Origin of the sequence: Pseudobacillus sp. FSL P4-0506, assembly GCF_038003025.1 — a bacterium.
In the GTDB taxonomy this organism is placed as follows: domain Bacteria; phylum Bacillota; class Bacilli; order Bacillales; family Domibacillaceae; genus Pseudobacillus.
In genome coordinates this window covers 120,988-135,207 of the sequence record NZ_JBBOOI010000002.1, presented here as the reverse complement: position 1 = coordinate 135,207, position 14,220 = coordinate 120,988, and the positions used below count along the sequence as shown (strand labels likewise).

The window sequence follows — 14,220 nt, the reverse complement described above, 5'->3', positions numbered from 1 at the left end:
TGTTAATCCACCTAGTTTTTTTGTTGAGAAAGGAGTGTAGAAGAATGAAATTAAAATTAAATCGAAAGATTGAAAACAAGTTTTATATTGGTTTATTTATTGTATCTGGCTTATTACTTATCACTTTCTTTTCGTCAAAAGTGTGGATGTATGATGATAGCCCTATCATGCAAACCCCTTTTTATACGGAGATTAATGGACTAGATCAAACAAATTTGGTTTTGCAAAAGTGGGAGTATAATCCGAAACAACATCTGATGGAAGTGGTATTAAAAACGAAACATGTAGGCACAGATCATATTAAACCAACGTTCTCTTTTGCAGCTAAAGAGAGAGATAGTAAATTAAAAATCCCTGTTAAAGTGATGTATCAGGATGATGAAAATGTTGTGTTGCAAATAAGAAAAGTGCCTGAAGAGTTTCGCTATATTGGATTGTTCGTGCGTGAAACTAGAGATCCAAAAATTATAGAGAATGAAATGAAAAAGGATTTGGCGACAGATACGGGTACAGTTAATCCAGAGGAAGAGACAAGAAAATTTGTTCAGCCGAAACCAACGGAAACAGTGGTTGTTGGTGATTATCGGAAAATTAAATTGAATAAGCATCTGAAAACTAACTCTAATCTTGCCTATCAAAAAGAACAAATAATGTTGGAAATTAAACAAGTGAAGAAAGAAATTTTAGCTTTACAAAATGACAATATCCCTCTTCAAGATCAGCTGATTTCGTCCATTCAAGGTGAAATTAAAACAATAAATAATGAAATAAAATACAAAACAGAAGAGGAAAAACAAGATGCATATGCTCAAATTGTATCCCTGCAAGAAGCGATTAAAGAAGCAGAAAAAAGTAAAAGTGAATATGAAAATCAAGTGCAACGATTGAAAGAAAAGCAAGTAAAGTTGTATGAAAAATTAAAAGATGTTGAGTTGAAGACGGTTAAAAAAAGTGTTGAAGATAAAACAAAAGGTACAATGAAAACAGCATTCAATAAAACCGAAGAATGAGTTTTTAAAGGGAGATATGAGATGAAATAGGTCATGTTTTTTTTGGATTTTTGTATGGCTTTTGTATGGCTTTCCTGTTTTTTGTGACCCCATTGAAAAGTTAGGCTCTGCCTAACCCCACACGTTAAGTGGGGGCATTTTTCCCTTATGCTCTTTGCTGTACTTCCAGCAGTTCCGTAGTCACGGAATTGCTGGCAAAAGAGACATGCTAAACACCTGCATGTCTCTTTCTCTTTCTAAAAACATTTTGTCGTTTTTAGAGTAATGGAACATATAAATGGGGTGATTTTTTGGACATTAAAATTCGCAAGATCGACGTAGCAGCGGTTAAAAAAATTGATCAAATGGCAAAGAAAAAGAATTTGTCACGTAATGAATTTTTAAAAATTCATCTTGAAAAGTTGGCTTATATTGATCCGTTTATCCAAGAAAGAAATCAAATAGAAGAGTCCATTCATCATTTTATTGCTGTATTGGGAAGAGTGACCGATATGGTAAAAGAAAATAATGAAGAAGTAAAAAAGTTAAAGACCCTTTTCTTAATGATGATGGATACAGAAGAGAGCGAGGTAGATCAATTTATGAATATTTTTGGAGGGGGTTCAAGTGAGCCAGATAAAAAAAACCTTTAGGTTTAATAAAAGAACAGTTGATAAAATTTTAACATTGGCCAACGAAAAAAATATATCACAAACAAGTGCTATTGAGTTAGCAATGGATAGATATTTTGAAGATCGTCATGAAGAAAGAATATCATTAATTGAATCAATAGATAGTTTGGTTGAGCGACATCTTGAAGAGAAATTAACACCGTTAAAGAATGACTTAAATCGAGTACGGATCGCTGCCAACATCATTGATAAGCATGTGCAAATGATCTTGGAGTTTTGGAATCATTACTTTGTTATTCATGAATTTAAAGCGTTAGGAACAACGGAAAAACTCAAAACAAATGAGCTTCAGGAAGCAGAAGAGTTAATTATGAAACGTATTGCTCACAACCGTCAACGTAAACTTGACTCTGAAACTAAAAGGAAAAAAGCTGAATGAGTAAGTCGCCGGGAGTTGTTTTAAAGAGCAAATTCGTTATGCCTAGTTCCAGTGAATATAATAATTACGTAGAATATATGGATCGTGACGATGTTAAAAAAGGAATTAATATTGATAGAGATTCAAACAACATGAACGACTTTCAGGTTTATCATTCTTATATAAATTACATGAGTGATGAAGAGAAAGAAGGATCTCTATTTACCAATACTATTGATGAATTGAATTTAAAACAAAAAAAAGAATTGAAAGAAATATTCCATGTTGCTCAAAAAAATGGATCTCCTCTTTGGCAAGATGTTATAAGTTTTGATAACGAATGGCTGAAGAAACAAAAGTTATATGATCCAAAAACGAGAGCACTTGATGAAATCAAAATAAAGAATGTAGTACGTGAAGCTGTTAAGGAAATGTTAAAGGCAGAAGATATGGAGGACTCGGCTATTTGGTCGGCAGCCATTCATTATAATACTGATAACATTCATGTCCATGTTGCAACCGTTGAACCAATCCCAACAAGAAAAAAGAAAAGAATCTTTGATAAAGAAAAAAAAGAATGGACGGAACAGTACAGGGCTAAAAGAAAACAGGGCACATTGGATAAGATGAAATCTAAAGTTGCTAATACAATTTTAGACCGAACAAAAGAAAGAAATCGGATCAATGAGTTAATTCGAGGATCAGTTTCAACCAAGAAAAATATAGACTTATCAACGTATAGAAAAACAAAAAATTTGTTCCAAAAAACTATAAAAAAACTTCCAGAAGATAGAGGGAAATGGCAGTATGGTTATCATGCTATTAATGAAGCTCGTCCTTACATTGATGAGATCGTGGACACCTACTTAAACACTCATCACCGAAAAGAAATGAAAGAACTGCACCAATTATTAGATGATGAAGTGCGTGTAATGAAAGAGCTATATGGTGAAGGAAGTAATTATGAAAGGTACAAAGAAACAAAAATTAACGATTTAAAAAAACGCATGGGTAATGCGGTACTTTTAGAGATGAAAGTATATGACAAGAGAGAGAAATGGCTTAGAGAAAAGGAATTAAAAAATCCTGTTCACTCCTACACAAAAAGCCGAGCTTGGAAACAAAGATCTTCCTTAGATTCTGCCATACGGAATCTGCAATTTAGATTAAGAAAAACCTATCATGAGTATCAAAAGGATCGAAATCTTGAAGAGTTTGATCGTACACTTGATGGTTATGAACGATGATTTAATCGTTCATTTTTTTATTTTGGAGGGGTTTTATGTCAAAGAAGTTGGTGCGTAACTATGTTGAAAACAATGGTTATTTATATTTAGGAGAAGGATATGGACTTATATTTTATACAAATGGTAAAGGACATATTTGGGGAGTGAATAGCCATACCATTTGTCAAACTTTCTCTAAAAAAGAAGGGAGAAACTGAAATGAATACTACTGTTATTTTAGCAGAGAAGCCAAGTCAAGGGGCTGCCTATGCTGAAGCATTTCAAAAAGTAAAACGAGCAGACGGGTATTTTCAAGTTGAAGATAACCGTTTTTTTGATGGCCAAGCATTTATTACTTGGGGATTTGGCCATTTAGTAGAGTTAGTACAACCTGAAGCGTATAAGGATGAGTGGAAAGTTTGGGATATGAAATTTTTGCCGATACTCCCAAACACATTTAAATTTCAAGTGGCTAAGGATAAGAAAAAACAGTTTCAAGTTGTGAAGAATTTATTGAAACAAGCTAATGAAATTGTTGTGGCTACAGATTGTGATCGTGAGGGAGAGAACATTGCTAGAAGCATTATTGAAATGGCCGGGGTAAGTAATAAGCCAACAAAAAGACTATGGATTAATTCATTAGAAGTAGAGGAAGTACAAAAAGGGTTTCATCAATTAAAAGAAGGTGATTTGTATTTGTCTCTATCTTTAGAAGCACAGGCCAGACAATTTAGCGATTGGTTAGTGGGTATAAATGCGTCACGCTTCTATACTTTAATGTTGCGGCAAAAAGGGTTACAAGATGTATTTAGTGTGGGTCGTGTACAATCACCGACACTTTATTTAATTTACCAAAGACAACGGGAAATTGAACATTTCAAGCCTCAACCATTTTATGAATATTTGGGCGATGTTCATGTAAAAGAAGGACAATTTGAAGCAAAGCATAAAGAACGCTTTTCGTCTAAAGAGGAAGCTTATTCTAATTTAAAAAAGCATGGGGTTAGTGAAGGAGAAAATCAAGGAGTCATCCAAAAATTAGAACAAACGTTAAAGGCAACAAAGTCACCCAAGCTTCATTCGCTTTCAACACTACAAGGAAAAGCAAATAAATTATGGAAGTATAGCCCTTCAACCGTTTTAAAAATCGTCCAAGCCCTTTATGAAAAAAAACTGATTACGTATCCACGAACAGATACACAGTACATTACAGAAAATGAATTTGTCTACCTCAAAGAAAACTTAACTAGTTATTTATCTTGTCTAGGTGTAGAGATAGCTGTCGCCTTTCCTGAACCTCAGAAACGGTTTGTCGATGGCCAAAAAGTTCAAGAACACTATGCGATAGTACCAACGAAGCAAATTGCTCAACTGGATAAATTGTCAGAAGAAGAGCGAAACATTTATCAGGAAATTGTTCTTACCACATTATCAATGTTTGCGCCCGATTATGAGTATGAAGAAACAGTGGTAGAAGTGAATGTGAATGGGCTTCTTTTTGAAAGGAAAGGAAAAGTTGAAAAATTAAAAGGGTGGAAAACTTTATTTGAAATATACGAAAAACCAAGTGAAGAAACAGAAAAACCTTCTGTTTTGCCGGTTATCACTGAAGGTGAAGCTTGTCTTGTGCATGTGAAATTAAAAGAGGGAATCACCCAAGCTCCTAAGCCTTATACTGAGGGGCAACTTATTCAGGTTATGAAGCGAGCTGGTAAAGATATTGAGGACGAAGCAGCTAAAGAGACGTTAAAAGAAACTGAAGGAATCGGCACAGAGGCAACCAGGGCTGGCATTATCGAAACACTAAAAGGACAAAAATATATTGAGGTTAAACGGAATATCGTATCTGTTACACCAAAAGGAAAAATTCTTTGTGAGGCAGTTGAAGGTACATTATTAGCCAGTCCTGAAATGACAGCCAAATGGGAACAATACTTGCGGAAAATTGGAAAGGGAGAAGGAACACAAGCAGCCTTCCTACAAAAAATTCAACAGTTTCTTCATTCTCTTATTTGTGAAGCACCGAAACAGATGGATCAACTTGATAAATCTGTTAAACAAATAAAACAAGAATCAAGTATAGGGGTATGCCCTGTTTGTGATAAAGGGAATATTCATGATAAAGGGAAGTTTTATGGATGCCATAGGTATCGAGAGGGGTGCAAGTTTTCTCTTCCAAAAACATACTGTGATAAAACATTGAGTGTAACAAACATTAAGAAGCTAATCAATGGTCAAAAGACTGGCTTAATCAAAGGGTTTAAGAGTACCAAAGGTCGCTCTTTTGATGCCTATTTGCGGATTCAGGATGGGAAATTATCGTTTGAGTTTCCAAATAAAAAATAATTACTTAATTTCTTAGAGACTTTGAACCTTTGTTTTCAAGGTCTTTTTTATTTTAAAAATACATTGAAGGAGGTGAATAACTTGTTGGTAGAAGCAACAAATGTATTTGAATGGCTGTTTCCATTAGTAATCTTTTTCTAAATATCATAGTGGGGGGAATTATTAGTGAAGAAGGAATTAGCTTTTACTATTGTTCAATCTAGATGGGGAGAGAATTTTAAGTTTGATATGGAAGATAGTCATGCCATGTATTTTAAATCTTCAACAGAGGAAATGAAAGTGCGAGGATGTGATGAAGGTACTCACATCATTTTAGAGAGCCGAGATATTGGTAAGGAAGATTGGGAATGCATTGACTATTTATCGGAAGAAGACGTTAAAGAAATAGTAAAGTCCAGAGAAGTACGTAATAAACAAAATGAATATGAGCGTTAAAAATGGAGGCGAAATGATGAATATTTCCGTTTTGTGCAATGGGAAAACAGAACAAGTTTCATTGGGGTTAGTCAAAGAATTAACGGATACATCTATTACTTTAGCTATCGGTGAAGAAGAGATTCTTATACAAGAATCTCTTCAAACGTTAAGTCGTGTAAAGGAAATAATCAAGGATCAACCTACTGCGCTTATCCCGGTTCAAATGGAAGAAAGAAAAATCCTTTTGGATGCTAAAGTGCCTGAAGATCAATTACTTATTGAATTACGAGGGATTGAATAAACTGAAGGAAAGGGATTTTAATTATGGCCAAAGTATATAAGAAAAAAACATGGGAAGAAAAAAAGCAAGAGATCCAAGATCTAACTAGTGAAATGGAGAAAAAGATTCCTTCTTACTTTAAAAGTCCAGAAAGTATTAAAGAGTATTTAAGTTTTATGGCTAAGTTTCATCAATACTCTACCAACAATAGTATGTTAATAGATAGTCAATTTATGGGAGCCAAAGCAGTCGGCTCCTTTAAATTTTGGAAAGAAAAAGGGTTCTCGGTCAAAAAAGGAGAGAAGGGAATCAAAATTATTGTTCCTAAAGTGACTACCTATTTCAAACGAGGAGATCAAGAAGTCCAATTAAAATATGCGAATAAAGATGAGAAAGAAAAGATAAAAAAGCAGCAAATAGAAACTTATACTCGTACCTATTTTGATATTGGGCATGTATTTGATGTTTCACAGACCGATGCCACAGCCAAAGACTTGCCTTCTATTTTTCCGAATCGTTGGTTAGAGGGAACGGTAGATAACTATAAGACGGTATATAAAGCATTGGAGAAAGTAGCTGAAGTAAATGGCATTAAAATTGTAGAGCCGTATAACGAATTGGGAGCTGCTAAAGGAGTTAGTTACAGAAAATTGAAAGAAGTCGCTCTTAATCCCCGGAACAGTGAGCTTCAAAATATAAAAACGTTAGTTCATGAATTGGCTCATGCTGTGCTGCATACAGAAGAAACTCATAATCAATATACAACGCAAGAAAAAGAGTTTCAGGCTGAAATGGTTGCTTATACGGTGTCTAGTTATTTTGGATTGGACACTACAGAATATTCTTTGCCTTACATCAATCATTGGACGAATGGTAAAGAATTGAAAGACCAGGAGCGATTGCTACGGGAAGTAAGGGAAACGGCTCATGATTTTATCTCAATTATTGAAAATGAGTTAGTGAAAGAACGGGAATTTGAGGCAAGTAAAGAGCAATCTAATGACAAGAAGTTTTTGCTTGTCCATTATCAGCATTTATCTTTAACAGAAGAGAGCTATATCACCCTAGAGCAACTAAAAGCAATGGTACAAGAGAAAGATCCTAATCAACTTGCTAAGATGAAGGAATTGAGCGATTCAGCATTTTTAAAAGAGTTCAATGAGTATTTCAAACGACGGTATGCAGTCATTGATCCTCAACTGATTGAAAGACCGCACGTTTTAATTCAATGGTCTGAATTAGAGGAATTAACTTCTAATGAATTAATACCATTTGGAGAAGCAAATTGGAGAATGGAAATGTTGGAAGAAAAGTATTACTCGGAAATTTGGTATGGCAAGACACGCTATCATGTTCTTATGCCAGAAGAGTCCGGGCAGATTAATGTGATTAACATGGATCGTTTAGATATAGGAGATGGCGATTATGTTAATCCACATCATCAAATACGAAAGGAAAAAAATCTTGATCAAGAACAGTTGAAGTTGTTGGAAAAGGACATAATAGATTATTTATTTGAAAGAGAGAGTAAAGAAAATTCTAGTGTGCTAAGAAGAGATAATAAAGTTAAAGTGCTAGAAGCATTAGAACGTTAAATCATTAAAAGTGGTATTGCTATTCATTGTTACTTAGTGAATTAAGAGTCAATAGCAATTAAAAGAAAGTCATATCAATTTTCTAACTAGTAACAACAGAATTTATTAAAGATCCACTGACACAATTACATATTTATACTAGTGTAATTGTGTTGGTGTTTTTGTTTAATAGGTGAAGATGCTATTTCTAAAATATTATCTTATTGACTTTGAAGCTCACTCCAAAACCACCGTCCGAGGGAGGGGGAGCGGTTATGGCAGAGCAGCCAAGGGATACGCCAAGCTCTCATATTGAGGGAGAAAAGACTAATTCAGGGGTGTAGACCTCTCTATTCCTTCCAAGACGATAGAAGAGCAATTAAAGGGGAATTGGCAACACAGTATTAAATCAAAAAGATAATGTCGTTATTGTGCCTTTGAAAAAAAGCTTGATAATTTATAATAAAGATTGATCATTCGAATAAAGTTCAAATAATTTATAAAGAGGTTTGATACAATTACGGTGACTAAAGGATTGTGGTAATTCCACAATCGGTCCATTTTGTTTGATATTTAGGAGTGAAGAAATGAATGACTTTTTTACAGCATTAACTTATGTAAATAAAATGTTTTATGAGCCGAATCACTTAACCGTGAAGTCAATTCAAGAAGAGAAGCAAAATTCTAAGTATGGTGCTGGCACATTTCAATTATCCTCTAAAACAGTTCGATTCAGAGTTGCGAATATAACCCCTAACAAAGTAGGGCAGTTTGTTGCATTTTGGGAAAAAGACGAAAGTAATAAAAATCAACCCTACTTATATGAGGAAGCCCCTGATTTATTAATTATAACTACCTTTAAAAACCAAAATGAGTTTGGTCAATTTGTTTTTCCAAAAGAAATTCTTTTAAAACAGAATATTCTTAGGTCTACTTCAACAAAGGGCAAGATGGCAATAAGAGTTTATCCTAGCTGGGATAGTCCGAGTAGTAATCAAGCGATGAAAACCCAAAAATGGCAGTTACCCTATTTTGTTGACGTGTGTAATCCGAATAAATTATCCTTAGAAAAAATAATAGAACTCTATTCTTTTTAACCTCTGCAATTAGGCGCGTTTATTGAAGGTCATAGCCATAAAATGATGAAACTTTTTTAAAATACGTTGATTGAATTGAATATAGAAAAAGCGTATTTTGATCAATCTTTTTTCAAAACACGCTCTTTCTATTTGTTCTTTTATCAATGTTTATTAAGTATAGGTTTAAAATAAAGTTTAACCATTTGTAATAAAGTTGCACCGTTTTGAAAAAAGTTCAACCGTTCTATATATGGATTTTTGATATTTAAGGGTTTTTCTTATTAAGCACTCGGTCCATTTTGCGCAATAGAAATAATATCTTAGATCATTCAAAATTAAATTACGTTTTATATTGACTAAACGTTCATTCAATAATAAAATAAAACAGAATATTCAGTTAATAAATAGAGGATTGCATTGGATTTACATTTCGAGATAAATGGAAATGTAAATCCTGTTGTTCTTATTCATAGTGGTGGAGCTAATTTAAGGCGATGGACATTTTGTATCTCTTTTGTCTAAGAATTGCAAAGTGATTGCTCACTGGTTTTGAAGGTTTATATCAAGAAATCACTATTTTTATGGAGGGGTGAAGTTAAAATGCTACGTACACCCGAAGAGAATGACTGTATTCGCCAAGCATCCAAAGAAAACATTCTAGCTGCAGCTATGGAGTTATTTATGAAACAAGGATATTACGCTACTTCTATAAGCGGTATTGCCAAACAAGCGGGCATTTCGAAAGGGTTACTCTATAACTATTACAAAGGAAAAGAAGAGCTGCTTGCTGAAATGGTCGAGGCCAGAATCAGAGATCTACGGTTTAAAAGGGGCATATCTCGAATAAATTTTGGTAGCATGGGCTTTAGGTAAATCGGGTTTCAAATGACGAAACCACATTAGGAGATGATCGGAGATGGAAACACGTGTGAATCAAATTGAATTGAATGGCCTTACTTTTCAATATCGCGAGAGTGGGGAACCTTCTGCACCGCCGCTTATTGCACTTCACGCGCTGGGAAAAAGTGCAGAATCATGGGATCAAGTGGCTGTTGCATTAGGAGAAAGATACCGAGTTTTAGCTTTAGATCAACGGGGTCACGGTGGGAGTGCAAGAACCGGCACATACACTTTTGAACTGATGTGCGATGACTTGTTTCATTTTGCAAATGCTATGAACTTGGAACGATTTACGCTACTTGGCCATTCCATGGGGGGAACAGTAGCCTATCTTTTCTCGGAAACATTTCCGTCAAGGATAGAAAGGTTGATTGTTGAAGACACTCCACCTCCTTTTCCGGATAAGCCGATCGAAGTTCCTTCCAAACCTTCTGATCTCCTACCGTTTGATTGGCTAGTTGTGCCTTCGATTTTACGTCAACTTAATGAACCCAATCCCGAATGGTGGCTGCGTCTTAACGACATAATCATGCCGTCTCTTATTATAGGAGGTGAAGCCAGTCATATTCCTCAAAATAAATTGCAGGAAGTTTCTGAGCTTATTCCGAATTGCCAATTGGTGACGATAGGTAAGGCTAGTCATTTTGTACATGATGACAATTTACCAGCCTTCTTGGCTGCTGTAAAAAGATTTCTCAATTTTTGAGTTTCTGAAAGCTTTCATGGTTACCCTAATTCATATTAAACAAATGGGCGCGATTGCGGAAATTCATATCTATAAAATGATCAAACCTTTTTATAAAAATTGTATAATTGTTCACATAGAAAGAACTCGTTCTGATCAATCTTTTTTCAAAACGGGTTCTTTCTATTTGCTGCAATATGCAGGTTCAAATGACGTTTTTGATCAAACTTTATTTCAAAGCAACAATTAATAAGTAATAAACAAAAAAATAAAAAATAGTGGTTTACAAATAAGGGTTAAATTCCTTTTTAATAGAGGAACAAGATAAACGCGGTAATTGTTCAAAATTAAAAAAGGAGAGATTCAGATATGGCTACTAAAAGAGTTATTAACAAAAAAACAAAATGTTTTACAGGTACTAATATTGCAACCTATGTAAACAAGAAGAGAGGAACTAATTTTACAAATTTAACTCAAGCTATTACGAGGATTGGTTTGTCGGCTATTGTTATTGCAGCTACCGGCCCAATTTCAGCAGCCCTTGCGAATGTCTTGTATGTAAGCGGTCTTAGTATCTCTGTTGGTTCACTCATTTCTTTAATTGAAGGCGATTTTGACACAAAGAAACTTCAAACAACAATCCTTAATGAAACTTCTAAGAAGGGTGGAGCTTTACAGGTTACTACTGAATTGTCTGCATGATTATCTGGAAGTGGAAACCACACGGGATATGTTACATCTACAAGCTATAAGCGAGTAACTAAATGCTAATTAACGGTAAACAGCCCTCTATAGATAGTAGAGGGCTGTTTATGTCTGTTTACTTTGTTGAGGGCTCGAAAACTGTTTAAAGAGAAGGTAAAAAAACAGTAAGATGATAAGGGACATATAAAGGATAAGGTAACTAAATGTGTTGCTAAATTTAAAAAGAATGAGTGCAGACCAAACAATTCCAAACAAGTAGAAAGCAATATTTATTGTCTTGTTTCCTTTTTCAGTATTTTTAAAACGAAAGAAGCTATAAACCCCACTAACTAATACAAGAATATCAAAGTAAATGATAAAACTTCTGAACCGTGAGATTTGACTCCATTCACTTAATGTACTTTGTGAACTCCAAACAAAAGGGATCTGAAACAGGAAAAAAAATATTATTAGGGTTGCTGGGAGTAAAAATTGTCTATTGACCATTTTATTCCTCCTTTCCTTATAATCAAATTATAACCTTTTGTATCCAAAAATTAAAAATGTTAACAAATTCCCTTTAACTAAGCAACATGATTACACATTAACACGGTTTTGCATGTGTTGATGTGTAACTTTATATTTCGTTTTATTAGTTTCATAAGTAAACACCCATTGGCTTTATGACTATTAGTCATTTAATATTTATTTAATGACTAGTAGTCATAAAAGGCAATCAAGTGGGTGGGATTTTATGGTTCAAACAGAAATCTTCGAGTATCTTGAATTAACTTATGAAGTTGCGCTTTACGACAAAGATTGAAAGCAGCGGTTATTTTGGTGTAAATCGACAGAAGAACAAGATTCTATAAGTAAGACTAGAGAGGAATACGATTAATGCAAAATTATAGATGTTAGTGTTTCGTCTAGGACTTTTGATGAGATAGAACGCTTAACCTAAGAAAGAGTATTAAACATGGGAGAAAAAATGAGTGGTATTAAAAATACATCCAAATAAAAAAAGAAAATGGACTAAACGAAAAACACGAACTGTACTTTTTATTTCTTTTTCTCTTATATGTCTTTTAGCAGGAACAGCAGCATATGGAGTCATCATATACAAAAAAGCTGAAACTGTGCTTGTAGAATCATATAAAGACGAAGGAAGAAAAAAATCAGTTTTACGAAAGGAAGAGGTTCATCCTTTAAAAGACAGTATATCTATTTTGTTTATCGGTGTTGATGAAAGCTAAGTTCGTATAAAGGAAAATAAGTCCCGTTCCGATTCTTTGATGCTCGCTACCTTAAATGTAAAAGAAAAAACTATAAAACTAGTTAGTATTCCTCGTGACTCTTATGTGAATATTCCTGAAGTGGGTTACATGACAAAAATTAATCATGCCCATGCTTACGGTGGGGCAAAAGCAATTATTGAAACCGTCGAAGAGTTAATGCAGATCCCGGTTGATTACTATGTACGTGTAAACTTTTATGCGTTTATGGATATTGTTGATGCTGTAGGCGGCATTGAGACGAATGTTCCTTATGAACTATCGGAGAAAGATTCAAATGATCGCCATGATGCCATTCATCTTAAACCAGGATTACAGAAGTTGAATGGTGAGGAAGCATTGGCCTTAGCCCGAACAAGACATGCTGATAGTGATATTGAACGGGGTAAGCGTCAACAAGAACTTCTAAAAGCTATTGTTAACAAAGCCCTGTCTTTTCAGTCTATTTCTAACTATGATGAAATTCTCAAAGCGGTCGGAACTAACATGGAAACTAGCATGACGTTTGATGAAATACAGTCATTAATAAAATACGGGAGATCCGGGAACGTAGAGTTCGAACAATTATCTTTAAAAGGTATAGATGGCCGTATGGATAATGGACCTTATATTTATCTATTGGACGAGACAAGCCTTGAAGATGTAAAAAGCAAACTTGCAAGTCATTTGTGGCTAACTGTGAAGCAAAACAAGAAGGAGATAGAGAATGGATGAATTTATACTAGAATATTTGTTCATATTACCTTTGCTCAGTTTTTTGCTTTTAGTGTTAGGAGCAATTTTATTCGCTTCAATGATAAAGGAGGGTAGTGAATATGCTTTTTGGTATCTAGGTGGTTTTCTGATTCTCACTTTCGCTTTATTCTTTACGTGGTTTGTTATAGCAAATGCTAAACATTTGATTGAAAAAAAGAAGCTATTTATGAGCAGACAGAAGCTAGTGTTTTGGATCTTTCAAACTAAATAAGGAGTAGAGGAATGATCAATGCATTACAAGATACATTATTACTAATATGGCAACAAGCAAAGCCAATGCTTTTAGTTGTATTAATTATAAGTATCCCTGCATTTGTTTATGTTATTTATGCTAGACAAGTGAAATTAATTGGGTTTGTGCTTATAGGAGTATATATCGGACTATTGATAGCTCTTTTTGTTGAAGTATTGAAGATGCTGTAGTTTAAGTTATAAAAACAATCGGGATCTCTCAAAGTAATTAAAAGAGGAGGCATTAAATGTTTAGAGAGTCAAGAGAGCCTACTTTATTTTCTTTTTATTAATTCTTTTAGGTATCATTTTTACGATATTTGAAAAGATGGGTTTATAGAATGATAACACAATGACACTTTTACTCTAGTGTAATTGTGTTGTTTGGTTTCGTATAAGCAATTATCCTTATAACAGGATAGCTGTAATTGTTAGAGTCTAAGAAGGGAGTGTATTATTATTTTTATAATTGGCTTTATTATCCTTTACATTTTCTTATTAACGATTCGACACATTTTTATTCAACTGAAACGAGCTAATCAGTTATATAAGTGCCAAAAATCCGAATGTAAGAAGTATTTCAGGAGATACCAAATTGAAACAGCTTTATTATCGGCCGATACTTGCCCTCACTGTAAAATGAGGAATGAAAATACTACTGCTATTTCTAAAAAAGAAGAGTACCCGTGGATGAAGACATTAAAGGATGCT

The 14,220-nt window shown here is 34.1% G+C and carries 16 protein-coding genes and 1 pseudogene; all 17 read left to right on the top strand.

Annotated features, from left to right (window positions below; all coding sequences use genetic code 11):
* Nucleotides 1–44 precede the first annotated feature (44 nt).
* The 17 genes and pseudogenes from MKZ02_RS22570 (at nucleotide 45) to MKZ02_RS22490 (ending at nucleotide 13,701) form a co-directional block, all read left to right on the top strand.
* Nucleotides 45–1,010, top strand: coding sequence for a coiled-coil domain-containing protein (locus MKZ02_RS22570; protein WP_340856682.1), 966 nt, complete (start codon nucleotides 45–47; stop codon nucleotides 1,008–1,010).
* A gap of 290 nt (nucleotides 1,011–1,300) precedes the next feature.
* On the top strand, nucleotides 1,301–1,642 hold the full coding sequence (locus MKZ02_RS22565; RefSeq protein WP_340856680.1) for a hypothetical protein: 342 nt from the start codon (nucleotides 1,301–1,303) through the stop codon (nucleotides 1,640–1,642).
* Complete coding sequence (locus MKZ02_RS22560) at nucleotides 1,617–2,060, top strand: hypothetical protein (protein WP_340856678.1); 444 nt, start codon at nucleotides 1,617–1,619, stop codon at nucleotides 2,058–2,060. The genes MKZ02_RS22565 and MKZ02_RS22560 overlap by 26 nt, the downstream gene beginning before the upstream one ends.
* Nucleotides 2,057–3,286 carry a MobP2 family relaxase gene (gene mobP2, locus MKZ02_RS22555; RefSeq protein WP_340856676.1) on the top strand — a complete coding sequence of 410 codons (1,230 nt, stop codon included), beginning with the start codon at nucleotides 2,057–2,059 and terminating at the stop codon, nucleotides 3,284–3,286. The genes MKZ02_RS22560 and mobP2 overlap by 4 nt, the downstream gene beginning before the upstream one ends.
* Before the next feature lie 35 nt (nucleotides 3,287–3,321).
* Nucleotides 3,322–3,483, top strand: a complete 162-nt coding sequence (locus MKZ02_RS22550) for a hypothetical protein (RefSeq protein ID WP_340856675.1) — start codon at nucleotides 3,322–3,324, stop codon at nucleotides 3,481–3,483.
* Nucleotide 3,484: 1 nt separating this feature from the next.
* Nucleotides 3,485–5,611, top strand: coding sequence for a type IA DNA topoisomerase (locus MKZ02_RS22545; protein WP_340856673.1), 2,127 nt, complete (start codon nucleotides 3,485–3,487; stop codon nucleotides 5,609–5,611).
* A gap of 165 nt (nucleotides 5,612–5,776) precedes the next feature.
* Entirely contained in the window at nucleotides 5,777–6,046 is a 270-nt protein-coding gene (locus MKZ02_RS22540) for a hypothetical protein (RefSeq protein ID WP_340856671.1), read from the top strand.
* 16 nt (nucleotides 6,047–6,062) lie between these two features.
* A complete protein-coding gene (locus tag MKZ02_RS22535) occupies nucleotides 6,063–6,329 on the top strand; it encodes a hypothetical protein (RefSeq protein ID WP_340856670.1) in 267 nt (88 codons plus the stop codon).
* Nucleotides 6,330–6,352: 23 nt separating this feature from the next.
* Complete coding sequence (locus MKZ02_RS22530; RefSeq protein ID WP_340856668.1) at nucleotides 6,353–7,903, top strand: LPD25 domain-containing protein; 1,551 nt, start codon at nucleotides 6,353–6,355, stop codon at nucleotides 7,901–7,903.
* Nucleotides 7,904–8,469: 566 nt separating this feature from the next.
* Nucleotides 8,470–8,979 carry a MepB family protein gene (locus MKZ02_RS22525; protein ID WP_340856666.1) on the top strand — a complete coding sequence of 170 codons (510 nt, stop codon included), beginning with the start codon at nucleotides 8,470–8,472 and terminating at the stop codon, nucleotides 8,977–8,979.
* A gap of 582 nt (nucleotides 8,980–9,561) precedes the next feature.
* Nucleotides 9,562–9,780, top strand: a pseudogene (locus MKZ02_RS22520) (TetR/AcrR family transcriptional regulator); the annotation flags it as partial.
* A gap of 97 nt (nucleotides 9,781–9,877) precedes the next feature.
* Nucleotides 9,878–10,567: an alpha/beta fold hydrolase gene (locus MKZ02_RS22515; protein WP_340856665.1), complete on the top strand. Its 690-nt coding sequence runs from the start codon at nucleotides 9,878–9,880 to the stop codon at nucleotides 10,565–10,567.
* Nucleotides 10,568–10,915: 348 nt separating this feature from the next.
* The gene (locus MKZ02_RS22510; protein WP_340856663.1) at nucleotides 10,916–11,248 is read left to right on the top strand and encodes a hypothetical protein; all 333 of its coding nucleotides are present in this window, start codon (nucleotides 10,916–10,918) and stop codon (nucleotides 11,246–11,248) included.
* A 974-nt stretch (nucleotides 11,249–12,222) separates the two neighbouring features.
* A complete protein-coding gene (locus tag MKZ02_RS22505; RefSeq protein ID WP_340856661.1) occupies nucleotides 12,223–12,483 on the top strand; it encodes a hypothetical protein in 261 nt (86 codons plus the stop codon).
* 36 nt (nucleotides 12,484–12,519) lie between these two features.
* Nucleotides 12,520–13,236 carry an LCP family protein gene (locus MKZ02_RS22500; protein WP_340856659.1) on the top strand — a complete coding sequence of 239 codons (717 nt, stop codon included), beginning with the start codon at nucleotides 12,520–12,522 and terminating at the stop codon, nucleotides 13,234–13,236.
* Nucleotides 13,229–13,489: a hypothetical protein gene (locus MKZ02_RS22495; RefSeq protein WP_340856657.1), complete on the top strand. Its 261-nt coding sequence runs from the start codon at nucleotides 13,229–13,231 to the stop codon at nucleotides 13,487–13,489. The genes MKZ02_RS22500 and MKZ02_RS22495 overlap by 8 nt, the downstream gene beginning before the upstream one ends.
* 11 nt (nucleotides 13,490–13,500) lie before the next feature.
* The gene (locus MKZ02_RS22490) at nucleotides 13,501–13,701 is read left to right on the top strand and encodes a hypothetical protein (protein ID WP_340856655.1); all 201 of its coding nucleotides are present in this window, start codon (nucleotides 13,501–13,503) and stop codon (nucleotides 13,699–13,701) included.
* Nucleotides 13,702–14,220 lie beyond the last annotated feature (519 nt).